This is a genomic window from Variovorax sp. 05T418 (assembly GCF_056396385.1).
Map to the genome: position 1 here is coordinate 179,994 of NZ_JBFTLJ010000008.1, position 22,407 is coordinate 202,400.

At 69.2% G+C, this 22,407-nt stretch carries 24 protein-coding genes; 14 read left to right on the forward strand and 10 right to left on the reverse strand.

Annotation, left to right across the window (positions count from 1 at the left end; genetic code table 11):
• Positions 1-140: 140 nt before the first annotated feature.
• Genes def through AC1DMS_RS17965 form a run of 5 tightly spaced genes read left to right on the forward strand, consistent with a single transcriptional unit; the run spans position 141 to position 3,184 of the window.
• On the forward strand, positions 141-662 hold the full coding sequence (gene def, locus AC1DMS_RS17945; protein ID WP_015867852.1) for a peptide deformylase: 522 nt from the start codon (positions 141-143) through the stop codon (positions 660-662).
• On the forward strand, positions 659-1,159 hold the full coding sequence (locus AC1DMS_RS17950; RefSeq protein ID WP_478181551.1) for a hypothetical protein: 501 nt from the start codon (positions 659-661) through the stop codon (positions 1,157-1,159). The genes def and AC1DMS_RS17950 overlap by 4 nt, the downstream gene beginning before the upstream one ends.
• Entirely contained in the window at positions 1,156-2,112 is a 957-nt protein-coding gene (gene fmt, locus AC1DMS_RS17955) for a methionyl-tRNA formyltransferase (RefSeq protein WP_436289823.1), read from the forward strand. Before AC1DMS_RS17950 ends, fmt begins: the two co-directional genes overlap by 4 nt.
• Positions 2,112-2,852 carry an AzlC family ABC transporter permease gene (locus tag AC1DMS_RS17960; RefSeq protein WP_018905217.1) on the forward strand — a complete coding sequence of 247 codons (741 nt, stop codon included), beginning with the start codon at positions 2,112-2,114 and terminating at the stop codon, positions 2,850-2,852. The genes fmt and AC1DMS_RS17960 overlap by 1 nt, the downstream gene beginning before the upstream one ends.
• Positions 2,849-3,184 (forward strand): AzlD domain-containing protein, encoded by a 336-nt coding sequence (locus tag AC1DMS_RS17965; protein ID WP_015867848.1) that lies wholly within the window; start codon positions 2,849-2,851, stop codon positions 3,182-3,184. Before AC1DMS_RS17960 ends, AC1DMS_RS17965 begins: the two co-directional genes overlap by 4 nt.
• A 13-nt stretch (positions 3,185-3,197) precedes the next feature.
• Here AC1DMS_RS17965 and AC1DMS_RS17970 read toward each other — a convergent pair whose 3' ends face one another.
• Genes AC1DMS_RS17970 through AC1DMS_RS17995 form a run of 6 tightly spaced genes read right to left on the reverse strand, consistent with a single transcriptional unit; the run spans position 3,198 to position 8,718 of the window.
• The gene (locus AC1DMS_RS17970; RefSeq protein WP_478181552.1) at positions 3,198-4,172 is read right to left on the reverse strand and encodes a Bug family tripartite tricarboxylate transporter substrate binding protein; all 975 of its coding nucleotides are present in this window, start codon (positions 4,170-4,172) and stop codon (positions 3,198-3,200) included.
• Positions 4,173-4,212: 40 nt separating this feature from the next.
• The gene (locus AC1DMS_RS17975; protein ID WP_478181553.1) at positions 4,213-5,196 is read right to left on the reverse strand and encodes an MBL fold metallo-hydrolase; all 984 of its coding nucleotides are present in this window, start codon (positions 5,194-5,196) and stop codon (positions 4,213-4,215) included.
• On the reverse strand, positions 5,193-5,399 hold the full coding sequence (locus tag AC1DMS_RS17980; RefSeq protein ID WP_307593460.1) for a DUF2783 domain-containing protein: 207 nt from the start codon (positions 5,397-5,399) through the stop codon (positions 5,193-5,195). Before AC1DMS_RS17980 ends, AC1DMS_RS17975 begins: the two co-directional genes overlap by 4 nt.
• The gene (locus AC1DMS_RS17985) at positions 5,396-7,048 is read right to left on the reverse strand and encodes an FAD-dependent oxidoreductase (RefSeq protein WP_478181554.1); all 1,653 of its coding nucleotides are present in this window, start codon (positions 7,046-7,048) and stop codon (positions 5,396-5,398) included. The genes AC1DMS_RS17980 and AC1DMS_RS17985 overlap by 4 nt, the downstream gene beginning before the upstream one ends.
• 7 nt (positions 7,049-7,055) lie before the next feature.
• Positions 7,056-8,177, reverse strand: a complete 1,122-nt coding sequence (locus AC1DMS_RS17990; RefSeq protein ID WP_478181555.1) for an alpha/beta hydrolase family protein — start codon at positions 8,175-8,177, stop codon at positions 7,056-7,058.
• Positions 8,170-8,718: a VOC family protein gene (locus AC1DMS_RS17995; protein WP_478181556.1), complete on the reverse strand. Its 549-nt coding sequence runs from the start codon at positions 8,716-8,718 to the stop codon at positions 8,170-8,172. Before AC1DMS_RS17995 ends, AC1DMS_RS17990 begins: the two co-directional genes overlap by 8 nt.
• Before the next feature lie 89 nt (positions 8,719-8,807).
• Here AC1DMS_RS17995 and AC1DMS_RS18000 point away from each other — a divergent pair, with 89 nt between their 5' ends.
• The 3 genes from AC1DMS_RS18000 to pyk all read left to right on the forward strand — a co-directional run bounded on the left by AC1DMS_RS18000 (position 8,808) and on the right by pyk (position 12,537).
• On the forward strand, positions 8,808-9,716 hold the full coding sequence (locus AC1DMS_RS18000) for a LysR family transcriptional regulator (protein WP_015867841.1): 909 nt from the start codon (positions 8,808-8,810) through the stop codon (positions 9,714-9,716).
• A 94-nt stretch (positions 9,717-9,810) separates the two neighbouring features.
• Positions 9,811-11,004, forward strand: a complete 1,194-nt coding sequence (locus tag AC1DMS_RS18005; RefSeq protein WP_436301802.1) for a phosphoglycerate kinase — start codon at positions 9,811-9,813, stop codon at positions 11,002-11,004.
• Positions 11,005-11,088: 84 nt separating this feature from the next.
• On the forward strand, positions 11,089-12,537 hold the full coding sequence (gene pyk, locus AC1DMS_RS18010) for a pyruvate kinase (RefSeq protein WP_062364063.1): 1,449 nt from the start codon (positions 11,089-11,091) through the stop codon (positions 12,535-12,537).
• Between the two features lie 6 nt (positions 12,538-12,543).
• Here pyk and AC1DMS_RS18015 read toward each other — a convergent pair whose 3' ends face one another.
• Positions 12,544-13,560 (reverse strand): 1-aminocyclopropane-1-carboxylate deaminase, encoded by a 1,017-nt coding sequence (locus tag AC1DMS_RS18015; protein WP_418146245.1) that lies wholly within the window; start codon positions 13,558-13,560, stop codon positions 12,544-12,546.
• Positions 13,561-13,696: 136 nt separating this feature from the next.
• On the opposite strand from AC1DMS_RS18015, the gene AC1DMS_RS18020 reads away from it, so the two are divergent.
• The 3 genes from AC1DMS_RS18020 to AC1DMS_RS18030 all read left to right on the forward strand — a co-directional run bounded on the left by AC1DMS_RS18020 (position 13,697) and on the right by AC1DMS_RS18030 (position 16,395).
• Complete coding sequence (locus AC1DMS_RS18020; protein ID WP_436037435.1) at positions 13,697-14,206, forward strand: Lrp/AsnC family transcriptional regulator; 510 nt, start codon at positions 13,697-13,699, stop codon at positions 14,204-14,206.
• A gap of 112 nt (positions 14,207-14,318) precedes the next feature.
• Complete coding sequence (gene fba, locus AC1DMS_RS18025) at positions 14,319-15,383, forward strand: class II fructose-bisphosphate aldolase (RefSeq protein WP_015867836.1); 1,065 nt, start codon at positions 14,319-14,321, stop codon at positions 15,381-15,383.
• A 106-nt stretch (positions 15,384-15,489) separates the two neighbouring features.
• A complete protein-coding gene (locus AC1DMS_RS18030) occupies positions 15,490-16,395 on the forward strand; it encodes a phosphoribosylaminoimidazolesuccinocarboxamide synthase (protein ID WP_015867835.1) in 906 nt (301 codons plus the stop codon).
• A gap of 25 nt (positions 16,396-16,420) precedes the next feature.
• On the opposite strand, the gene AC1DMS_RS18035 is transcribed toward AC1DMS_RS18030, so the two are convergent.
• Both AC1DMS_RS18035 and AC1DMS_RS18040 read right to left on the reverse strand, forming a co-directional pair.
• Complete coding sequence (locus tag AC1DMS_RS18035; RefSeq protein ID WP_015867834.1) at positions 16,421-16,873, reverse strand: META domain-containing protein; 453 nt, start codon at positions 16,871-16,873, stop codon at positions 16,421-16,423.
• 115 nt (positions 16,874-16,988) lie between these two features.
• On the reverse strand, positions 16,989-17,909 hold the full coding sequence (locus tag AC1DMS_RS18040; RefSeq protein ID WP_478181557.1) for a tetratricopeptide repeat protein: 921 nt from the start codon (positions 17,907-17,909) through the stop codon (positions 16,989-16,991).
• A 36-nt stretch (positions 17,910-17,945) separates the two neighbouring features.
• On the opposite strand from AC1DMS_RS18040, the gene purE reads away from it, so the two are divergent.
• From purE to AC1DMS_RS18055, 3 genes are read left to right on the forward strand one after another with little or no spacing between them, the layout of a single operon-like run.
• Positions 17,946-18,494 (forward strand): 5-(carboxyamino)imidazole ribonucleotide mutase, encoded by a 549-nt coding sequence (purE, locus tag AC1DMS_RS18045; protein ID WP_478080585.1) that lies wholly within the window; start codon positions 17,946-17,948, stop codon positions 18,492-18,494.
• The gene (locus AC1DMS_RS18050; protein WP_015867831.1) at positions 18,491-19,687 is read left to right on the forward strand and encodes a 5-(carboxyamino)imidazole ribonucleotide synthase; all 1,197 of its coding nucleotides are present in this window, start codon (positions 18,491-18,493) and stop codon (positions 19,685-19,687) included. Before purE ends, AC1DMS_RS18050 begins: the two co-directional genes overlap by 4 nt.
• Positions 19,684-20,685 (forward strand): L-threonylcarbamoyladenylate synthase, encoded by a 1,002-nt coding sequence (locus tag AC1DMS_RS18055; RefSeq protein ID WP_018905203.1) that lies wholly within the window; start codon positions 19,684-19,686, stop codon positions 20,683-20,685. The genes AC1DMS_RS18050 and AC1DMS_RS18055 overlap by 4 nt, the downstream gene beginning before the upstream one ends.
• A gap of 16 nt (positions 20,686-20,701) precedes the next feature.
• Here AC1DMS_RS18055 and AC1DMS_RS18060 read toward each other — a convergent pair whose 3' ends face one another.
• A complete protein-coding gene (locus AC1DMS_RS18060) occupies positions 20,702-22,288 on the reverse strand; it encodes an alpha/beta hydrolase family protein (protein ID WP_478129179.1) in 1,587 nt (528 codons plus the stop codon).
• Between the last annotated feature and the right edge of the window lie 119 nt (positions 22,289-22,407).

The window sequence follows — 22,407 nt, forward strand, 5'->3', positions numbered from 1 at the left end:
CGCGTATCGGCGCACATACGAATCTCACAATTTGCTACGAATTCTGCGCCCGAAGCCCTTGGGAGGGCAACGTTTTCAGGCGATCCGGAGTCGCCGCGTCGCGGAATTGGCGAAAATAGCCACAACTTTCCCCCTGTTTCATGGCCAAACGAATCATTCTGAGTTACCCGGACAAGCGCCTGCACACGGTTGCCAAGCCCGTGCAGGGCGTCGACGCGCGCATCAAGGCCCTGGTGGCCGACATGCTCGAGACCATGTACGACGCCAGCGGCATCGGCCTGGCCGCGACCCAGGTCGACGTGCACGAGCGGCTGGTGGTCATCGACGTGTCCGAGGAGCGCAACGAGCCGCTGGTGCTCATCAACCCCGAAATTATCTGGGCAAGCGACGAAAAGGTGTTGAACGAGGAGGGCTGCCTCTCGGTGCCGGGCATCTACGACGGCGTCATGCGTTCCACCTCGGTCAAGGTCCAGGCGCTGGACGAGAACGGCGAGCTGCGCACCATCGAGGCCGAAGGCCTCCTGGCCGTGTGCATCCAGCACGAGCTCGACCACCTGCTGGGCAAGGTGTTCGTCGAATACCTGTCGCCGCTCAAGCGCAACCGCATCAAGAGCAAGCTGCTCAAGCAGCAGCGCGAAGAGGCCAAAGAGGGCCGGGCGTGACAGCTTCCCTGCGGCCCTGGGCGCTCGGCCTTGCCGCAGCAGGGCTCGTGCTCGCGGGCTGCGCCAGCGAACCCACGCGCATCGCCCCCGGCACCACCGCCGCCGAAACCCTGCAGCGCCTGGGTGCGCCCACGGGCCGCTATCCGCTCAACGGCGGCGGCGAGCGCCTGCAGTATTCGCGCATGCCGGCGGGCTTCGAGGTGGTCGACATCGACGTCGACGCCTCCGGCAAGGTCGTCTCCGTGACCCAGGTGCTCAGCGAGGCGCGCTTCGGCCACGACATCAAGGTCGGCCAGTGGCGCCAGAACGACGTGCTCGCCTTCTACGGCCGGCCCTATGAAACCAGCCGCGTCAGCTCCTTCGACGGCGTGGTCTGGACCTGGCGCTACAAGGCCGTGAACGAGCGCCGCATGCTCTATATCTACATCGACCCCACCGGCGTGGTCCGCCGCTATCACACGGGGGACGACCTCGAACTCGATCGGATCCGCGATTGACCCCGCTGAAAGTCGTTTTTGCGGGCACGCCCGAGTTCGCGCGCGCCGCGCTCGAAGCCATTGCCGCCGCCGGCCATGAGATCGCGCTGGTGCTGAGCCAGCCCGACCGGCCCGCGGGCCGCGGCATGAAGCTGCAGGCCTCGCCCGTCAAGCAATGCGCCGTTGCCCACGGCTGGCCGGTGGCGCAGCCGCGCAGCCTGCGGCTGGACGGCAAGTACCCGCAAGACGCCGCGGCCGCGCGCGAGGCCCTGCTGGCGGCCCGGCCCGACGTGATGGTGGTGGCGGCCTACGGCCTCATCCTGCCGCAATGGGTGCTCGACCTGCCGGTGCACGGATGCCTCAACATCCACGCCAGCCTGCTGCCGCGCTGGCGCGGCGCGGCGCCGATCCACCGCGCCATCGAGGCCGGCGACGCGCAGACCGGCATCACCATCATGCAGATGGACGCCGGCCTGGACACCGGCGACATGCTGCTGCGCGAAGCCGTCGACATCGGCAGCGACACCACCGCGCGGCTGCACGACCGGCTGGCCGAACTGGGCGGCCGCCTGATCGTCCAGGCGCTGGCCGACATCGGCCACCTTGTACGCACGCCGCAGCCGGCCGAAGGCGTCACCTACGCCAGCAAGGTCGAGAAGCACGAAGCCCAGATCGACTGGAACCAGCCGGCCGACGCGATCGTGCGGCGCATCCGGGCCTTCGACCCGTTCCCGGGCGCCAACAGTGCGCTCGACGGCGAGACCATCAAGCTCTGGGCCGCGCATGCGGCGCCGCCGGCCGAGGTCTCGGCCGCGCCGGGCACCCTGCTGGCCGTGAGCGACGCCGGCGTGGCGGTGGCGGCGGCCGGCTCGGTGGTGATGGCCACCGAACTGCAGCGGCCCGGCGGCAAGCGGCTGGCCGTGGCCGACTTCCTGCGCGGCTTCGACCTGAAGCCCGGGCAGCGGTTCGGCTGATGTTCCTTTCCGCAGCCATTCGCCGCCGCCCCGAATTCCGCGCCGGCATCCGCGACATGTCCTCGGCCGCGCTGGGCATCGGCGCCTGGGGCCTCATGACCGGCGTGGCCATGGTCAAGTCGGACATGAGCGTGCTGGAGTCGGTGGCCATGACGCTGCTGGTCTACGCCGGCAGCTCCCAGCTCGCGGCCATTCCGCTGCTGTTCGCGGGCGCGCCGGCCTGGGTGATCCTGGCCACGGGCTTTTGCGTCAACCTGCGCTTCGTGGTCTTCAGCCTGCACCTGCGGCCCTACCTCATGCACATGCCGCGCTGGCGCCGCATGACGCACGGCTACCTCACGGCCGACCTGAGCTATGCGCTCTTCACCCGGCAGTACGCCGCGCCGCCGGCCACCGCTGCCGAGCAGCAGTCGCAGGAGGCCTACCTCACGGGCAACTACTTCGTGACCTGGTGCTCCTGGATGGGCATGAGCCTTCTGGGCATTGCGCTGGCCAACTTCATTCCGCAGGGCTGGGGCCTGGGCTTTGCCGGCGTGCTGAGCCTGGTGGCAATCGTCTGCTCGATGGCCACCACCCGGCTGCGCGTGCTGGCCGCGCTGGTCGCGAGCGCCACCGCGGTGGCCGCCTATGCCCTGCCGCTCAAGCTCAACATCGTGGTGGCCATCGGCGCCGCGGTGCTGCTGTGCTTCTGGCTCGAGAAGCGGTTCGGGCTCGACCCCGACGCAGAGGACGACAAGTGAGGGGCACCGACCTGTGGACGATGGGCGTGATCGTCGGGCTGGCCGCGGTCACGGTGCTCACGCGCTGCTTCTTCTTCATCCTCGACCGGCCCTGGGGCCTGCCCGAGTGGGCGCACCGTGCGCTGCACTACGCACCGGCCGCCGCGCTGGCCGGCGTGATCGCGCCCGAGATCGTGATGACCCAGGGCCACCTGATCACCACGCTGCACGACGCCCGCCTGTATGCGGCCGTGGTCGGCGCCGCTTACTACTACTGGCGGCGCGGCGTGCTCGGCACGATGCTCGCGGGCATGGCGGTGTACCTGCCGCTGCACCTGGGCCTGGGCTGGTAGGCCGCGCTTCCCTTCAGTCCAGCTTCACGCCGGCGGCCTGGATGATCCTGCCCCAGCGCTCGCTCTCGGCCCGCGAGAGCTTGTAGAAATCCTGCGGCGTGCCCGGCAGCGCCTCGAAGCCGAACTTCGAGAACAGCTCCACCACCTTCGGTGCCTTCATCGCCTTGTGCAGCTCGTTGTTGATGCGCGCCACCGCCTCGGGCGGCATGCCGGCCGGGCCGATCAGGCCGTGGAAGGCGTAGGCGTTGACGTCGCTGAAGCCAGCCTCGACGAAGGTGGGCACCTCGGGCAGTGCGCTCGCGCGCTGCGGCAGCGCAATCGCCAGCACCCGCACCTTGCCCGCCTTGATGATCGGCAGGCCCGAGGCCAGGTCGAGCATCATCGTGGGCACCTGGCCGCCCATCACGTCGGTCATGGCGGGCGCGGCGCCCTTGTAGGGCACGTGCGTGATCGTGAGGCCCGCCTTCTGCTTGAAGAGCTCCATCGCCATGTGGTGCGGCGAGCCGTTGCCGGGCGAGGCATAGCTCACCTTCTCCGGGTTGGCCTTCACGTAGCGCACGAATTCCGCCACGTTCTTCGCAGGAAAGTCCGGGTGCACCACCAGCGCCACCGGAAAGCGGCCAATGGCGCCGATGTAGGTGAAGTCGCTCGCGGGCTTGTAGGGCAGCTTGGCGAACATGTGTTCGTTGAAGAGCAGCGCCGCGTTCTCGGCCTGCATGATGGTGTAGCCGTCGGGCCTGGCCTGCATCAGCACCGAGACGCCGATGTTGGTCGATGCGCCGGGCCGGTTGTCGATGACGAGCGGCTGCCCGAGCGAAGGCTGCATCGCCTCGGCCAGCGAGCGCGCGAGGTTGTCGGTGCCGCCGCCGGCCACGTAGGGCACGATCCATTTGACGGGCTGGCTCGGGTAGGCGGCAGGCTGCTGCGCCGATGCGAAAGGGCTGGCCAGCGCGAGGGCCGCGGCCATGAGGGGAATTAGTCGCTTCATTGTTTCTTGTCTCCGTTGCTTGTCTTGGAATCTGTTCAGCTCATTCGCCGCGCAGCGTCTGCCACAGTTCGCGGTCGCGCTCCGCGGTCCACACCACGGGGTGTTCGATGCCGCGCAGTTCGTCGTAGGCGCGCGAGACGTCGAAGGGCAGCACGTGCTGGAACACGGGCCAGCTGCCGAAACGCGGCGTCATGGCCGCTTCGGCGCGTGCGAAGCAGCCCTTGAGCGTTTCGCCCGCGGCCATGCCGGCCTTCACGCTGTCGAGCAAGGCCTGGAGAAAAGCCTGGGTGAGTCCGATGGCCTCGGCGCATTCGGCCTCGCCCCGCAGCACGGCGCCGCGGCCCGGCACCAGCACGCGCGGCTCCAGGGCCCGCACCGCATCGAGCGTGTCGGCCCAGTCGCCGATGTAGGCGTCGCCGGCGTAGACGCCGCAGTGGTTCTCGACCACGTCGCCCGAGAACAGCACGCCGCAGTCGGGCAGCCACGCGACCGTGTCGCCGCTCGAATGGCCGCGGCCCAGCGCCATCAGGCGCAGCTCGCGGCCTTGGCCGCGGCCGGGGCCGGGGCCGAGCCACAGGCTCATCTCGCGCTCGAAGCTCTGCGTCGGGAAGGTCAGGCCCGGGATCTCTTCCACGCCCGCGAAGAGGCGCGGGAAGCGGCCGACCTCGGAATCGAAATCGGCCTGGCCGCGCGTGCGGATCCAGTCGAGCGTGCCGTTGCTCGCGATGATGGCCTCGACCTCGTCGAAGGCGCTCGCGCCCATCACGCGCACCGCGTGGTAGTGCGTGAGCACGATGGTCTTGATCGGCTTGTCGGTCACCGTGCGGATGGCCGCGAGAAAGTCGCGCGCCATGCGCGGCGTGGGACGCGTGTCGATCAGCACCACCTGGTCGTCGCCGACGACGAAGCCGCAGTTGGGATCGAAGTCGCTGATGTAGCCGTACACGTCGCGCGCGAGTTCGCGCAGCTGCGGCTTCTGCTCGCGCGTGTCGGAGGCCGAGGCGAAGGAGACGTGGGCGGTCATGGGGTTTCCGGAGTTGTCGTGGGGTCTTCGGCCGCGGCGTGGATGCAGGCGAGCAGCACGGCTTGGTCGCCGCACTGGTTGGCCAGCAGCAGCACGAGGCGGGCGTTGAGGTCGGCGCTCTGCGCTTCGCCCAGGCCCTCGTGCGCGGCGAGCAGCGCGGCGTAGAAGCCGTCAGGGTCGGGGATGCGGGGCTCGGTGATCATGGGGCGTGGTGGTCGAGGGCGAGGGCCGTGCGCAGCGCGGTGGCGATGGCATCGGGCGTGGCCTGCGGCAGCGTCGCGGCGCGGTAGGCATCGGGACGCACGAGCACGAAGCTGCCCGCGTCGCGCAGGCCGAGGTGGCGCACGAGCGTCTCGTCGGCCTGCAGCGCCGGCAGCCCGCTGTCGCCGCCGATCGCGAGCAGGCGCAGCGGCAGCGCCGCCGTGGCATCCATGGCCGTCCTGGCTTCGGCGCGTGTCGGCGCGAGCCACAGGCCCAGGCACTGCGTGCCCTCGGCCAGCAGCTGCATCAGCGTGGTCTCGCGGCCATCGGCCCAGCGCAGCGGCAGGTTCTGCACCGTGCGCGCGCCTTCCGGCAACTGCGGCGCGGGTGGATAGTCGTTGGCAACCGACATGCGGCCGGTGTTGACCAGCGCACGCGCGAACGGATGGCGCGCGGCCAGCGCCACCACCGCGCGCCGCAGCGTGTGCTCGGCCGGCGAGCGCGGCGCAAGAAAGCGCGCCGAGCGGCTCGTGACTTTCAGGTTCTCCTTCGCGGCCGGCTGCCGTTCGGCGTCGTAGCTGTCGAGCAGCGCATCGTTCGCTTGGCCTTGCACGACCAGCGCCAGCTTCCAGCCGAGGTTCGCCGCATCCTGGATGCCGCTGTTGCCACCGCGCGCGCCGAAGGGGCTCACCACGTGCGCGGCATCGCCGATGAAGAACACGCGGCCGTGGCGGAAGCTGTCCAGCAGGTGGTCGCGGTAGCCGTACGGGCCGATCCAGACGAACTCGAACTCCACGCCCGGCCCGAGCTGCTCGCGCAGCCGCGCGCCCGCCACTTCGGGCCGGCTGATGTGGGCGGTGTCGCAGTCCTCGGGCATCTGGTAGTCGATGCGCCACACGCCATCGGCCATCAGGTGCTGCCAGACGCCGCGGCCCTCGTTGAAGGGCGCGTCGACCCAGGTCCAGCGCTCGGTGGGCAGCGGCTTCTTGAAGCGCACGTCGCTGATGCACCAGCGGTCGGTGCTGCGCGAGGCATGCGCGTCGATGCCGAGCTGCGTGCGGATCGGGCTGTTGGCGCCGGTCGCGTCGATCAGGCGGTCGGCCTCGATGGTGTAGTTGCCGGCGGGCGTTTCGATGTCGATGCGCACGCCATCGCTCAATGGCTCGATATGCGTCACGCGGCTCTTCCAGCGCACGTCGGTGAGCCCGAGTTCGAGGATGCGCTCGACCAGGAACCACTCGATGTAGAACTGCTGCAGGTTGATGAAGGGTGGCTGCCTCGAGACGCTCTCCGCCTGCAGGTTGAAGCTGTAGACCTCCTGCTCGCCCGAGAAGGTGCGCCCGAGCGACCAGGTGATGCCCTTGGCCGCGATGCGCTCGTAGATGCCCAGGCGCTCGAAGATCTCGAGGCTCTTCTGCGCATAGCAGATGCCGCGCGAGGACGCGCCGCGCACGCCGACGGTGTCGTCCTCGTCGAGCAGCACCGCGCGCACGCCGCGCTGCGCAAGATCGCAGGCCAGCGTGAGCCCCGAGGGCCCCGCGCCGACGATCACGATCGGGTGGCGAACGGTTTGGGTGCTGCCCAGCTCGGGCGGCGGCACGAAGGGCCAGGCCGGCAGTTCGTAGGCCGGCGCAAATGCAAAGCTTTCCATGTCTCTTCTACAGCGCGTGGGCGAATTCGGCGATGGCGTCGGCCGCCTGCGGGATCAACTCGGGCTGGCCCGCGAGGTAGTGGTTGCCGCCCACGATGTCGACATTGCGGATGCGCGCGCCGCCCGCGGCCATCCACGCATCGCGCGTGCTCGGGAAGGTCGACTGGTCGCCGGTGTAGGTCAGCAGCAGCGTCGGCACCGCGGTGCGCGCGAGATTCGTCGGCCCGTCGGCCTGCGAGCGCGAAGACCATTGCGAGAGGAAGGCCGTGAGCGAGGTGGTGCGGCCCATCGCATTGGCCGAGTAGTTGACCTGGCGCGCATCGCCCCACACGCTGCCGGGCAGGCGGTCGTTGGCATCGAGCGACAGATCCATGCAGCGCGGATCGGCATGCGTGCGGTAGACGATGAAGGTCTGGTCGCGCGGTGCGCCCGGGGTGCCGCGCAGCAGCGCGAGGCGGTCGACGCACCACTGCTCGATGCGGCCGAGCCGCGCCTGCTGCGCCGCGCTGAAGCGCGCGAGAAAGCCGCGGTCGTAGGGCAGGCGGTGGCGCGGGTCGTACATGTCGAGTTCGGGGTCCACCGAGAGCGGGTCGTGCTCGTCGGTGACCGAGGGGTCGATCCAGTCGCGCATCAGCCGCGTGCGGCCCAGGTGCGCGGCGCACAGCGCAATGCCGTCCACGGGCGGCAGGTCGCTGGGATGCAGGTGCGTGGGGTCGCCGTCGGGCAGGTGGGTGGCGGTGAGCTTCTCGGCCTGCGCCTGGTAGAAGGCCGAGAGCGCCGCGCCGCCGGAGTTGCCGACCAGGAACACCTTCTCGTAGCCGGCCGCGCGCAGGTACTGCACGCCGGCGCCCAGGTCCTGAATGGCGCGCTCCATCAGCAGCACCGTGTCGTTGCCTACATAGCGCGAGTTCAGCCCCATGCAGCAGATGCCGCGCTCGGCCAGCGGGCCGATCAGGTAGTGGCCCATGAAGTTGCTGGTCGGGTGCATCACGATGGCCGCGATTCTTTTCGGGCCCGGCGGCGCGCGGAAGGCGCCGTAGATGCGTGGGCGCAGCATCTGCAGGCCCGACTGGCTCTCCATGGCCGCGCCGGGCTTCACGTCGATGACGGCGAGTTGCAGCTCAGGCATTTGGCGAACCCTTCGTTGCGCGCAGCCCGGCCTTGCGCTCGGTCCACGCATCGAGGTCTGCGCGGGCGCGCAGCGCATGCGCCTCCATCTCGGCCTGCGGCACCGTCGGCGTGGTGAGCTCGACGCGAAGGCCGTTGGGATCGAAGAAGTAGATCGATTCGATGATGTGGTGGTCGGTCACGCCCAGCACCTCGACGCCGGCGCCCTCGAGCCGTGCCTTGGCGGCGAGCAGGTCGGCCACGGAATCGACCCGCAGCGCGATGTGGTTGACCCACGCCGGCGTGTTGGGCGAGGGCAGCGCGGCAACGTCATCGCCCAGGTCGAAGAAGGCGATGTACGAACCGTCGCGCATGCGAAAGAAGATGTGCACGTAGGGGCAGTACTCGCCCGTGCTCGGTACGTGGTCGCTCTTGATGACGTGCGCAAGCGGCAGGCCCAGCAGGTCTTCGTAGAAGCGGCGGGTTTCCTCGCTGTCGCGGCAGCGCCAGGCGAAATGGTGCAGCCCGCGAACTGGCGGGGCCGCGGGGGCGGTCGTCGGCATGGCTTTGTGGTCTCCGGTGAGCCGCGATTGGGCAATGCCGCGTCTTATGATGCAATCGAAATTAATTCATCGATTGATGAAATAAGCATATGAATCTGACCCTGCGCCAATTGCGCGCCTTCGCGGCCGTGGCCGAGACCGGCAGCTTCACCGCGGCCGCGCAGCAGCTGCACCTCACGCAGTCGGCGCTCAGCGTGCTGGTGCGCGAGCTCGAGCGCGAGATGGGCGTGCAGCTGCTCGACCGCCACACGCGGCGCGTGCAGTTGTCCGAGGCCGGGCGCGAGTTCCTGCCCTCGGTGCACCGGCTGCTGGGCGACCTCGCGGGCGCGGTGGCCGGCGTCACGGATTTGCGTGACAAGAAGAAAGGGCTGTTGCGGCTTGCAGCGCCGCAGCTCATGGCCTGCACGCTGATGCCGCGCGTGATCGCGCTCTACCGCGAGGCGTTCCCCGACGTCGATGTGCGCCTGGCCGACACGCTGCCCGAGCACCTGCTGGCCGGCGTGACGGCCGGTGACGTGGAGCTTGCGGTGGGGCAGGACGTGGCGGTCGACGGCGCCGTCGAGCGCCGCACCCTCTTTCGCGACCGGCACTGGCTGATCTGCCCGCCCGGCCACGCCTTTGCGAAGCGCCGCAAGGTGCGCTGGCATGAACTCGGCCCCTACACCTTCATCGCGCCCACGCGCGACTTCCGCCAGCGCGTGCTGCCCGAGCTGGCGCCGGCCGAGCGCGAGCTCATGCTGCGCCCGGGCACCCAGGAGGTGTCGTACATGACCACCGCGCTCGGCATGGTGGCCTCGGGGCTCGGGCTCACGGTGTGCCCGACCTATTCGGCGCCGCTGGTGCGCGCCCACGGCCTGCAGATGGTGCGGCTCGAATCGCCCGACTTCCACCGCGAGGTCTGCATCTACAGCGCGGCACGGCGCACCCTGTCGCCGGCTGCCGCGAGCTTTGTCGAGATCCTCGAGCGCCATGCCCGGACGCAGCCCAAGGCCGGATGAAAAGCATCGGCGGGCCGCACGAGGCGCATAGAGCGGCGCCGGGGCCAAACCTACAATGGAAGGCGACCTGTCTTCCACCACCTCCTCCAGATCCATGAACGTCATTCGATTCACCGACCTCTGCGCGCAGGGCAAGGCCGCCGGCCAGCGCGTCTTCATCCGTGCCGACCTCAACGTGCCGCAGGACGATGCCGGCCACATCACCGAAGACACGCGCATCCGCGCCTCGGTGCCCTGCATCCAGCTGGCGCTCGACGCCGGCGCCGCCGTGATGGTGACCTCGCACCTGGGCCGCCCGACCGAAGGCGAATTCAAGCCCGAGGACTCGCTCGCCCCCGTCGCCAAGCGCCTGGGCGAGCTGCTCGGCCGCGAAGTGCCGCTGGTCGCCAACTGGGTCGACGGCGTCGACGTGAAGCCCGGCCAGGTCGTGCTGCTCGAGAACTGCCGCGTCAACAAGGGCGAGAAGAAGAACGACGAAGGCCTGGCCCGCAAGCTTGCCGCGCTCACCGACATCTACGTGAACGACGCCTTCGGCACCGCCCACCGCGCCGAAGCCACCACCTACGGCATTGCGCAGTTCGCCAAGGTGGCGGCGGCCGGCCCGCTGCTCGCGGCCGAGATCGACGCCATCACCAAGGCGCTGGCCCAGCCCAAGCGGCCGCTGGTGGCCATCGTGGCCGGCTCCAAGGTCAGCACCAAGCTCACCATCTTGAAGAGCCTGTCGGCCAACGTCGACCAGCTGATCGTCGGCGGCGGCATTGCCAACACCTTCATGCTGGCGGCCGGCCTTTCGATCGGCAAGTCGCTGGCCGAGCCCGACCTGGTCGACCAGGCCAAGGCGGTGATCGAGGCCATGCGCGCGCGCGGCGCCGACGTGCCGATCCCGGTGGACGTGGTCACGGCCAAGACCTTCGCGGCCGATGCGCCCGCCACCGTCAAGGACGCAGACTCCGTGGCCGACGACGACCTGATCCTGGACATCGGCCCCAAGACCGCCGCGATCCTGGCCGCACAATTGCGCAAGGCCGGCACCATCGTCTGGAACGGCCCGGTGGGCGTGTTCGAGTTCGACGCCTTCGCGGGCGGCACCAAGGCCATCGCCCAGGCCATTGCCGAGAGCAGCGCCTTCTCGATTGCCGGCGGCGGCGACACGCTCGCGGCCATTGCCAAGTACGGCATCGAGAAGCAGGTCGGCTACATCTCGACCGGCGGCGGCGCCTTCCTCGAAGTGCTCGAGGGCAAGACGCTTCCCGCTTTCGAAATCCTTGCCAAGCGTGCCGCGGGCTGATTTTTCGCGCCCGCGCCGCGGTGCCCGCTTCCTGTTGTCGCACAAAGTGTATACAGTAGCGGATACAAAATGGAGATAAGCTCAATGATCACGGATCGCCTTCCCCGCCACGCCACCAAGATCGTCGCCACGCTCGGCCCGGCGTCCAACACGCCCGAGCTGCTGGAGCAGATGATCCTGAACAAGGTCAGCGTGGTGCGGCTCAATTTCAGCCATGGCACCGCGCAGGACCACATCGACCGCGCCGCCATGGTGCGCGAGGCCGCACGCAAGACGGGCCGCGAGGTGGCGATCATGGCCGACCTGCAGGGCCCCAAGATCCGCGTCGGCAAGTTCGCGCAGGGCAAGGTCTGGCTCGAGCCGGGCGCCAAGTTCGTGCTCGACGCCTCGCGCACCGAGCCCGGCGACGCCGAGGCGGTCGGCCTCGACTACAAGGACCTGCCGCGCGACGTGCGCCCCGGCGACCGGCTGCTGCTGAACGACGGCCTCATCGTGCTCACGGTCGACGCCGTGCGCGGCGAGGCGGTGCACACCACCGTCAAGCTCGGCGGCGAGCTCTCGAACAACAAGGGCATCAACAAGCAGGGCGGCGGCCTCACGGCGCCGGCGCTCACCGCCAAGGACATGGAAGACATCAAGACCGCGATGAGCTTCCAGGCCGACTACGTGGCCGTGAGCTTTCCCAAGAACGCCACCGACATGGAAATGGCGCGCCAGCTGTGCAACGTGGCCGCGGCCGAGTACGGCCACAAGCCGGGCCTCATCGCCAAGATCGAGCGCGCCGAGGCCATTCCCAAGCTGGAAGAGATCCTGCGCGCGAGCGACGGCATCATGGTGGCGCGCGGCGACCTCGCCGTCGAGGTGGGCAATGCCGCCGTGCCGGCGCTGCAGAAAAAAATGATCCGCATGGCGCGCGACATGGACAAGGTGGTGATCACCGCGACCCAGATGATGGAGTCGATGATCACCAACCCCGTGCCGACGCGCGCCGAGGTGAGCGACGTGGCCAACGCCGTGCTCGACGGCACCGACGCCGTGATGCTCTCGGCCGAAACCGCCTCGGGCCGCTACCCGCTCGAGACCGTGCAGGAGATGAGCCGCATCTGCGAAGCTGCCGAGGCGGCCGAGGACAAGACGCTGGACGCCGACTTCAGCGGCAAGACCTACAGCCGCATCGACCAGTCGATTGCCATGGGCGCGCTGTTCACGGCGCACCACCTGGGCGCCAAGGCCATCGTGGCGCTCACCGAATCGGGCTCCACGCCGCTGTGGATGAGCCGCCACCGCGCGCACATCCCGATGTACGCACTGACCTCGCGCCTGGCCACGCAGCGCCGCATGGCGCTCTACCGCAACGTGCGCCCGCTGCTGATGGATTCGGAGAGCGACCGCGACACCGCGCTCGAGCAGGCCGAAGCCCACCTGAAGAAACGCGGCATCGTGCAGACCGGCGACGTCTACGCCATCACCTGCGGCGAGCCGATGGGTGCCCCGGGCGGCACCAACATGCTGAAAATCTGCCGCGCGAGCTGAGCCCGCTCAGCCGTTGCGGAACAGGAAGCTGTAGGCGTTCAGCGCCGGCACACCGCCCAGGTGCGCATACAGCACCTTCGAGCCGGCCGGGAATTCGCCCAGGCGCACCTTCTCGATCATCCCGTGCATCGACTTGCCCTCGTACACGGGGTCGGTCAGCATGCCTTCCAGGCGCGCGCAGAGGCGGATCGATTCCAGCGTGCCTTCGTTGGGCAGGCCGTATTCTGGTCCGCCGAAGCGGCGGTCGAGCACCACGTCCTTGTCGGTGATGTCGCGGCCCAGCTCGACCAGCTCGGCCGTGCCCTTGGCAATGCGCACGATCTGCGCGAAGGTCTGCTCGGGCTTGGCCGAGGCGTCGATGCCGATCACGCGGTCGGCCCGGCCGTCGGCCGCAAAGCCCACCACCATGCCGGCCTGCGTGCTGCCCGTGACCGAGCAGGTCACGATGTAGTCGAACTTGAAGCCCAGCTCGGCCTCCTGCTGCCGTACTTCCTCGGCAAAGCCGACGAAGCCCAGGCCGCCGCGCGGATGCTCCGAGCAGCCGGCCGGAATCGGAAAGGGCTTGCCGCCGGCCTTGCGCACGTCGTCCATGGCCTCTTCCCAGCTCTTGCGGATGCCGATGTCGAAGCCCGCGCTGTCCAGCCGCACGTCGGCGCCCATGATGCGGGACATCTCGATGTTGCCGACGCGGTCGTACACCGCATCGGAATAGTTGACCCAGTTCTCCTGCACCAGCACGCACTTCAGGCCCAGGTGCGCGGCCACCGCCGCCACCTGGCGCGTCTGGTTCGACTGGATGCCGCCGATCGACACCAGCGTGTCGTAGCCGCCCTCGAGCGCCTCGGGAATCAGGTATTCGAGCTTGCGCGTCTTGTTGCCGCCGAAGGCCAGGCCGCTGTTGCAGTCCTCGCGCTTGGCGTAGAGCTCGACCTCGCCGCCCAGGTGGGCGCTCAGGCGCTTGAGCGGATGGATCGGCGTGGGGCCGAAGGTGAGCGCGTGGCGCGGGAATTTCTTCAGGTTCATCGGTGCTGCTCCAGGAAAGGGATGCCATCGATCGTAGGAAGAAGCCGCCGAAACGTGCTTGCAAACTTTGGTGGAATTGCGGCGCAAAAAAAGACAAGATCGGGAGATCAGATCTTTTTGATTTGCCAATATCCCAATGAGCACAACAAAATTGCGTACCACGCCGGCGCAGGCGGCCGAAGCGGCAGCGGAGCTCGACCGCACCGATCGCGCGATCCTGCGCGCCCTGCAGCGCGATGCCTCGGTGTCCAACGTGGCGCTGGCCGCCAAGGTCAACCTGAGCGCGCCGGCCTGCCTGCGCCGCGTGGAGCGGCTCAAGGCCGCGGGGCTCATCAAGGGCATCGTGGCGCTGCTCGACGCCCAGGCGCTGGAGCTCGGCATGCTGGTGATGATCGGCGTGGTGCTCGACCGATCCACGCCCGATTCCTTCGCCGATTTCGAGAAGGCCGCGCAAAAGGTCTCGGGCTGCCTCGAATGCCACGTGGTCACGGGCGAGTTCGACTACTTCATGCTCGTGCGAACGCGCGACAACGACAGCTTCAACCGCCTGCATGCCGAGCAGCTGCTGTACCTGCCGGGCGTGCGGCAGATCCGGACCTTCGTGGTGCTCAAGCAGGTGCTGTCGACCACACAGCTGCCCATCTAGGAGCGCCCGCGCCGCGTGTCAGTGCCGTCCCACAAGGGGGCTCGATAGAATTGGGGCAGTTTTCTCTCGACTTTCCGCCTTCTTTTTCCCCTATTTCCGCGAGGTATTTCCCATGGCACTCGTCTCGATGCGCGAACTGCTGGACCACGCAGCCGCCAACGGCTACGGCATTCCGGCCTTCAACGTCAACAACCTCGAACAGGTCCAGGCCGTGATGGAGGCCGCCAAGGAAACCGGCGCGCCCGTCATCCTGCAGGCCAGCGCCGGTGCCCGCAAATACGCCGGCGAAGCCTTCATCAAGCACCTGATCCAGGCCGCGATCGAGCAATACCCGAACATCCCGCTGGTCATGCACCAGGACCACGGCCAGAACCCGGATGTCTGCAAGGGCGCCATCGACCTGGGCTTCAGTTCGGTGATGATGGACGGCTCGCTCGAGGCCGACGGCAAGACCATTGCCAGCTACGACTACAACGTGGACGTCACCAAGAAGGTGTCGGACATGGCCCACCGCCTGGGCGTGACCGTCGAAGGCGAGCTCGGCTGCCTGGGCTCGCTCGAGACCATGAAGGGCGACAAGGAAGACGGCCACGGCACCGACGACACCATGACGCGCGAGCAGCTGCTGACCGATCCCGAGCAGGCCGCCGACTTCGTCAAGCGCACCCAGATCGACGCGCTGGCCATCGCCATCGGCACCAGCCACGGCGCCTACAAGTTCACGCGCGAGCCCACCGGCGACATCCTGGCGATCGACCGCATCAAGGAAATCCACCGCCGCATTCCCAACACCCACCTGGTGATGCACGGCTCGTCGAGCGTGCCGCAGGAGCTGCTGGCCATCATTCGCCAGTACGGCGGCAACATGAAGGAAACCTACGGCGTGCCCGTGAAGGAAATCCAGGAAGCCATCAAGCACGGCGTGCGCAAGATCAACATCGACACCGACATCCGCCTGGCCATGACCGGCGCGGTGCGCAAGTTCCTGGCCGAGAACCCCGAGAAGTTCGACGCCCGCGAATGGCTCAAGCCCGCGCGCGAAGCCGCCAGGCTGATTTGCAAGCAGCGCTACATCGAGTTCGGCTGCGAAGGCCAGGGCGCCAAGATCAAGGGCGAGACGCTGCAGGTGGTCGCCGCCAAGTACGCCAAGGGCGAGCTCGCGCAAGAAGTGGTCTGAAGACAAACTTTTTCCGCGAATCGCAGGCCACCGTTCGCGGTGGCTTTTTTCTGCGCGCACAATCCGTTTTCCCTCGTCACCCGTTTCCGCACAGCAGCACCGTTCCATGACCACCGTCCACACCTCTTCCATCCAGAGCCTGCCCCTGCTTGCGCGCGGCAAGGTGCGAGACAACTACGCCGTCGGCGAAGACCGCATCCTGATGGTCGCGAGCGACCGGCTCAGCGCCTTCGACGTGATCATGGGCGAGCCGATCCCGGGCAAGGGCGAGATCCTCACGCAGATGGCGCTGTGGTGGTTCGACCGCCTCGGCCAGCTGTGCCCCAACCACCTGACGGGCGAAGCGCCCGAGAGCGTGGTCACGCCCGAAGAAGTGCCGCAGGTCACCGGCCGCTCGATGCTGGTCAAGCGCCTGACGCCGATCCCGGTCGAGGCCGTGGTGCGCGGCTACCTGGCCGGCAGCGGCTGGAAGGAATACCAGGAAAGCCGTTCGGTCTGCGGCGTGCCGCTGCCCGAAGGGCTCACCAACGCGAGCAAGCTGCCGCGCCCGATCTTCACGCCCGCCGCCAAGGCCGCGGCCGGCGAGCACGACGAGAACATCAGCTACGACCGCGTGGTCGAGATCGTCGGCCCCAAGCTGGCGCAGCAGATCCGCGAGACCAGCCTGGAGATCTACGAAACCGCCGCGCAGATCGCGCTGGGCAAGGGAATGATCATTGCCGACACCAAGTTCGAGTTCGGCCTGGACGAAGCCGGCACGCTGGTGCTGATGGACGAAGTGCTCACGCCCGACAGCTCGCGCTACTGGCCGGTCGAGGGCTACCAGGCCGCGCTGGCCGCGGGCGCCAATCCGCCGAGCTACGACAAGCAGTTCGTGCGCGACTGGCTCGAAGCCACCAAGATCAACGGCAAGCCCTGGGACAAGACCCCGCCGGCGCCGCGCCTGCCGGCCGAGGTCATCGAAAAGACCGCGGCCAAGTACCGCGAAGCGCTGGAGCGCCTCACGGGCTGAGGAAAAAGGAAAACGGCTGGCCGCTTCAGCGGCTCGCCGAATTCAGCATGGCCACGGTCCGCCCGCTCGCGTCGAGCAGCGCCAGGCGTCCCGGGCCGGCCAGGCGATAAGTTGCGGTGGTCTGCAGCGCCGATATGAATTGCGCCTCGTTGGCGCCGCGCACCGGGTCCGCGCAGGCCATGCGGGTCGAAGCCAACTGGCCGATGCGCAGCGTGATGCCGCTGCGCGTGAACGACCCCGACACGCGGTTGCAGCCGCCGGTTCCGCTGACGCGACCGCTGCTGCGGTCGAACTGGATCTGCGCTTCGCCGCCGGACGCCACGGGCTCGTCGCCCAGTTGCACCAGGCGCCAGACCGGCCCCTCGATCGGCTCGTCGAGGCTGATGCCGCTGCCGCAGCCGGCCAGGGCGGCGGCCATCAGTGCGGACGCGAAAACGGAAAGCGCGATGCGGGCGCGGTGGCGGGCGGGAAAGCGCATGGCCGGGGTGTCCTTCTTCTCAATTGCAACAAGTTGAATCGCCGCCATCGTATGCGAGGCCGCCCCGGCTCGCCAAGATGCGTGCGCCTGCCGCAATCGGCCGCGCTTGCCCGGCTCAGCTCAGCACGACGCTGCTGAGCCGGCGGCGGTAGGTGGCCACCACCGGATCGTCCGGCGGAATCTGGCCGTCCGCCACCTTCACCTTGGGCGGCTCGATCAGGTCGAGGATCGCGATGTAGGTCTTGCGCGCGAGCTCCTCGTTCCAGGCCTTGTCGCGCATCAGGATCTCGAGCAGCTCGTCCATGGCGTCGGTCCAGCGCTGCCCGGCCATCAGCAGGCGGGCGCGGCCGAAGCGGGCGTCGAAGTCGCGCTTGCCGGCGGCGATCTTCGCGTCGAACTCGGCGATGGCGGGCGCGGCACCCGAGGCCGGCGCCGCAAAATCGATGGCGTCCATCCAGCGCTGCAGCGAATCGAAGCGGCGCACCAGCGTGGTCCTGGCGATCACCGGCGCGAACGCCACCTTGGCATCGTCGATGCGGCCCATCTGCAGCAGCAGCTTGATGTAGTCGAAGCGCGCATCGTCATTGGCCGGGTCGGTGGCCACCGCATGCTGCAGGCGCTCGAGGGCGCCCTCGGTGTCGCCTTCGGCCAGCGCTTCCTGGGCCGCGGCCTCCTGGGAGGCGGCTTCGACCTGCTCGGCCGCGGGCACGTGCTTGTCGAGGAATTCGCGGATCTTGTCGGCGGGAATGGCGCCGACGAAGCCGTCCACCGGCTGGCCGTCCTTGAACATCACGCAGAAAGGGATGCTGCGCACGCCGAACATTTCGGAGAGCTGCGACGAGATCTGGGGCACCTTGTCGGCGTCCAGCTTGGCCAGCGTGAAGCGCCCGGCGTACTCGGTTTCGAGCTTTTCGAGCACCGGGCCGAGCTGCTTGCACGGTCCGCACCATTCGGCCCAGATGTCGAGCAGCACCGGCGTGGCGACCGAGCCTTCGATCAGTTCAGCCTGAAAATTTTCGAGAGTGATGTCGATCATCGGGAACAACTGGGGGTGAAACGTAAAATTGGAACCATGAACGAAACCATTCAGGTCGGTGTAGTGATGGGCTCGAACTCCGATTGGGAGACGATGCGCAACGCGGTCGAGATTCTCCAGCAATTCGGGATCCAGCACGAAGCGAAGGTGGTCTCGGCCCACCGGATGCCCGATGCGCTCTTCGCCTATGCCGAAAGCGCCGCCGGGCGCGGGCTGGCCGCGATCATCGCGGGCGCGGGCGGCGCCGCCCACCTGCCGGGCATGCTGGCCGCCAAGACCACGGTGCCGGTGCTCGGCGTGCCGGTGGCCAGCCGCCACCTGCAGGGCGTCGACTCGCTCTACAGCATCGTGCAGATGCCCAAGGGCGTGCCGGTGGCCACCTTTGCCATCGGCAACGCCGGGGCCGCCAATGCGGCGCTGTTCGCGGTGGCGATGCTGGCGGTGAACGACCCGGCGCTGCGGGCCCGGCTCGATGCCTTCCGCGCCGCGCAGACCGCCGCGGCCGAGGCCATGGCGCTGCCGCCGCCGGCGGCCGATGCCGCCGCCGTGTCGCCGTTCTCGCCGCAGGGCGGGGGTGCGCTGTGAACCACAACGGCAACGGCCTTCCCATTCTTCCGGGCGCCACGCTCGGCGTGCTCGGCGGCGGCCAGCTGGGCCGCATGTTCGCCCACGCCGCCCAGCGCATGGGCTATTTCACGGCCGTGCTCGACCCTGACGCCGACAGCCCCGCCGGCCGCGTGAGCCACCACCACATCCACACCGACTACGCCGACGTCGACGGCCTCGCGCGGCTCGCGGGCCTGGCCGATGCGGTCACCACCGAGTTCGAGAACGTGCCGGCGCCCTCGCTGGAGAAGCTGTCGGTGGCCCGGCCCGTGGCCCCCGACGCGGGCGCCATCGCCATCGCGCAGGACCGCATCGCCGAAAAGGCCCATTTCACGCGCTGCGGCGTGGCCTGCGCACCCTATGCGGTCATCGAGACCGCGGCCCAGCTCGCCGCGGTGGAAGATGCGCTGCTGCCCGGCATCCTCAAGACCGCGCGCCTGGGCTACGACGGCAAGGGCCAGCAGCGCGTGTCCACGCGCGCCGAACTGGTCGACGCCTGGCAGGCCGCGGGCTGCGTGCCCTGCGTGCTCGAAAAGCTGCTGCCGCTCGAATTCGAATGCTCGGTGATCGTCGCGCGCGGCCGCGACGGGCAGCTGGTGCACTTTCCGCCCCAGCGCAACCTGCATCGGGACGGCATCCTGGCCGTGACCGAGGTGCATGCGCAGAACATGCCCAAGACCGTGGCCCAGGCGGCCATCAACTCGGCCAGGAGCATTGCGACCGGGTTGGACTACGTGGGCGTGCTGTGCGTGGAGTTCTTCGCGCTGGCCGACGGCTCGCTGGTGGTGAACGAAATGGCGCCCCGGCCGCACAACAGCGGCCACTACACCATGGAAGCCTGCGACGTATCGCAGTTCGAGCTGCAGGTGCGCACCCTCGCGGGCCTGCCGCTGGCCGCGCCGCGCCAGCACAGCCCGGCGATCATGCTGAACCTGCTGGGCGACCTGTGGTTCACCGCGGGCGGCGACAAGCCGGTGGCGCCGCGCTGGAGCGACGTGCTCGCGCTGCCCGGCGTGCACCTGCACCTCTACGGCAAGATCGAGCCGCGCCGCGGCCGCAAGATGGGCCACCTGACGCTCACCGGCGCCACGCTCGAAAACGTGCGCGCCGCGGCCTCCCAGGCCGCCACCGTGCTCGGCCTGCCGGCGCTGTCGGCGGCCGACTTCGCATGATCCTCGACGGCCAATCTCCGCAAGCCATTGCCGAGGCCGTGCGTGTGCTGCGCGCGGGCGGGCTGGTCGCGTTCCCGACCGAAACCGTCTACGGCCTGGGCGCCGATGCCACCAGCGACATGGCGGTGGCCGGCATCTTCAAGGCCAAGGGGCGGCCGGCCGACCATCCGCTGATCGTCCACGTGGCGGCCGGCATCAAGGGCACCGAGGCGCTGTCGCGCTTTGCGCAGCCGCTGCCGCCCTTCGCCCAGAAGCTGGTGCAGGCCTTCTGGCCCGGCCCGCTGACGCTGATCGTCACGCGCCAGCCCGGCGTGGCGGCCGCGGCCGCCGGCGGGCAGGACACCATCGGCCTGCGCTGCCCCTCGCATCCGGTCGCGCAGGCCCTGCTCGAGGCCTGCGCCGAGCAGGGCGTGCCGGGCCTCGCGGGCCCGAGCGCCAACCGCTTCGGCCGCGTGAGCCCCACCACCGCGCAGCACGTGCATGACGAGTTCGGCGATGCGCTGACGGTGATCGACGGCGGCGCTTGCGAGGTCGGCATCGAGTCGACCATCGTCGACTGCAGCCGCGGCGCGCCCGTGCTGCTGCGCCCGGGCCTGATCACGCGCGCGCAGATCGAGGCCGCCGCGGGCGAGCGCCTGAGCAACCGCGAGGTGCTCGAGACGCCCGATCCGCGCGCCTCCGGCACGCTCGAGGCGCACTACGCGCCGAACGCCAAGCTGCGGCTGATGGATGCCAAGGCCATCCAGGCCGGCCTCGATGTGCTCGGCCCGGGCGCAGCCCACATCGCGGTATGGACGCGCGCCGAGGTGCGCAGCCACTCGCAGCGCGTGTTGCAGCGGCGCATGCCGGACGACGCGGCGGCCAGCGCGCACCAGCTGTTCGCGGTGCTGCGCGAGTTCGATGCCGAGGGCGTCAAGCTGATCTGGGTCGAGACGCCGCCCGACACGCCCGAATGGGAAGGCGTGCGCGACCGCCTGCATCGCGCGTCCATGGGCTGACCCCCGGTCTTCGCTGCTAGCCGCCGGCGGCCAGTACGCCCTGGAAGAAGCCGCGCGCCGAAGCCAGGCAGAACGGCGGCACCAGGCTGCCGTGGTAGGCCAGGGTGACGGCCTGCCGCTTGTCGGCGTCGCTGCCCGGGGTGTTCTGCGCGAGGGTGCTCTTGGCCTGCGCGAAGCCGGCGCGCGCGGCGGAGTACGAGTCGGTGGTGCCGGAATCCTCCAGGTCGACCACTGTCAGCGCGGCGGCAGGCATGCCGCGGGCGCGGAAGTAGCCGGCGGTGGCGCGGGTGCTCAGGAAGTTCACGGTCGGATCGTTGGCGCCGCCGCACATGAGCACCGGCCGCGTCGGCAGCCAGGTGCGCAGGTCGTTGGCGCGCGCCGCCTTGCGAAAGCCCACGGCCGGCCTGCAATCGAGCGGCGAGGTGGTGCTCAGCGAGGCCGCCGTGGCGGGCAGCGCATTGCCGGGGCAGGGGTTCGCCTGGATGTCGCCGGCCGCCTGCGTCAGGTAGCTCTGGCGGATGAGGTTGTTGGCGCCGTAGAAGATCGACAGCTCCGGGCTCACCGGGCCCGGCGTCGCACCCGCGGGGAAGAGCGCGAGCTGCGGCAGCTTGCCGTTGGCATACAGCGTGGTGATGGGCGTGAGGCTCGGCAGCAGGGTGTCGATGCCGGTGGCGTACTGCGACTCGTAGATGTCGCTGGTGCTGCCGTAGACATCGCCGAACTGCTGCTGCCAGCTGGCCGAGAGCAGCGGCACGAAGAGCGTGCTGCCGAGCGCCGGCCAGCCCATGAAGGTGTAGTCCGCCAGCAGCCCGATGGCCGAAGGCGCGGAGAGCGGCGCCGACGCCGTCACCGCCCGGCCCGTGACCTGCATCTCGCGGTGTGCTGCCAGCGCCACGTAGCCGCCCTGCGAGTAGCCGGTGATCAGCAGCGAGCCCGCGTCGGTGGCGTCGATGCCCGTGAAAGTCTTGCGCGCCGCGGTGAGCGCGTCCACCATGTCCTTGCCCTGCTGGTCGCCGTCGAGGTACGGGTGGTAGGCCAGCGTCGACTTGTCGTAGCCCGCATAGTTGGGCGCCACCACGATGTAGCCCTGCGCCGCGAACATGGCGGCGATCGTCAGGCCCTCGCCGGCGGCCGGCTGGGTGGAGTCGGTCCATTTGGCGAGGTTGTAGTTGCGCGCGGCCGTGGTGCCGTGCGCATAGAGCACCACGGGATGCGGCCCGTTGCAGGCCACGTCGGTACCGGCGGGCAGCATGATCGCGGCGGTGGCGTTGGTGGCCTCGTTCTTGCCGCCGATGGTGCGGTATTCGAGGTAGCGCACCGCGACCCCGCACCGGGGCGTGCCCGCCACCTGCAGCAGGGCCTTGCCCTGGTCGGTCGCCTGGAGGTTGGTGCGGAGCTGGTCGGCCGAGAGCTTGGCGGTCTGCTCGGGCGGATCCGTGACGACCGAGCCGCGGCCGGTGTCGCCGGTTGGCGGTGGAAAGCCGATGCCGATGCCGCCGCCCCCTCCACCACCACCGCCGCAGGCCGCCAGCAGCAGCGTGGCGCCGGCCAGAGCCGCAACCTTGTGCAGCGGAGTGGGGAGTTGTCGTTGCGGCTTTTTCAAGGCGTGGCTCCTGATGTTGTCGAATCGAACGGGCGTCCGATTCTGTGCAGCGCCACGGCCGCGCGCAAGCGGCGCGTCTACCTAGAGAAGTTTTCAGTACACGGCCGCTGCCAAGCGGC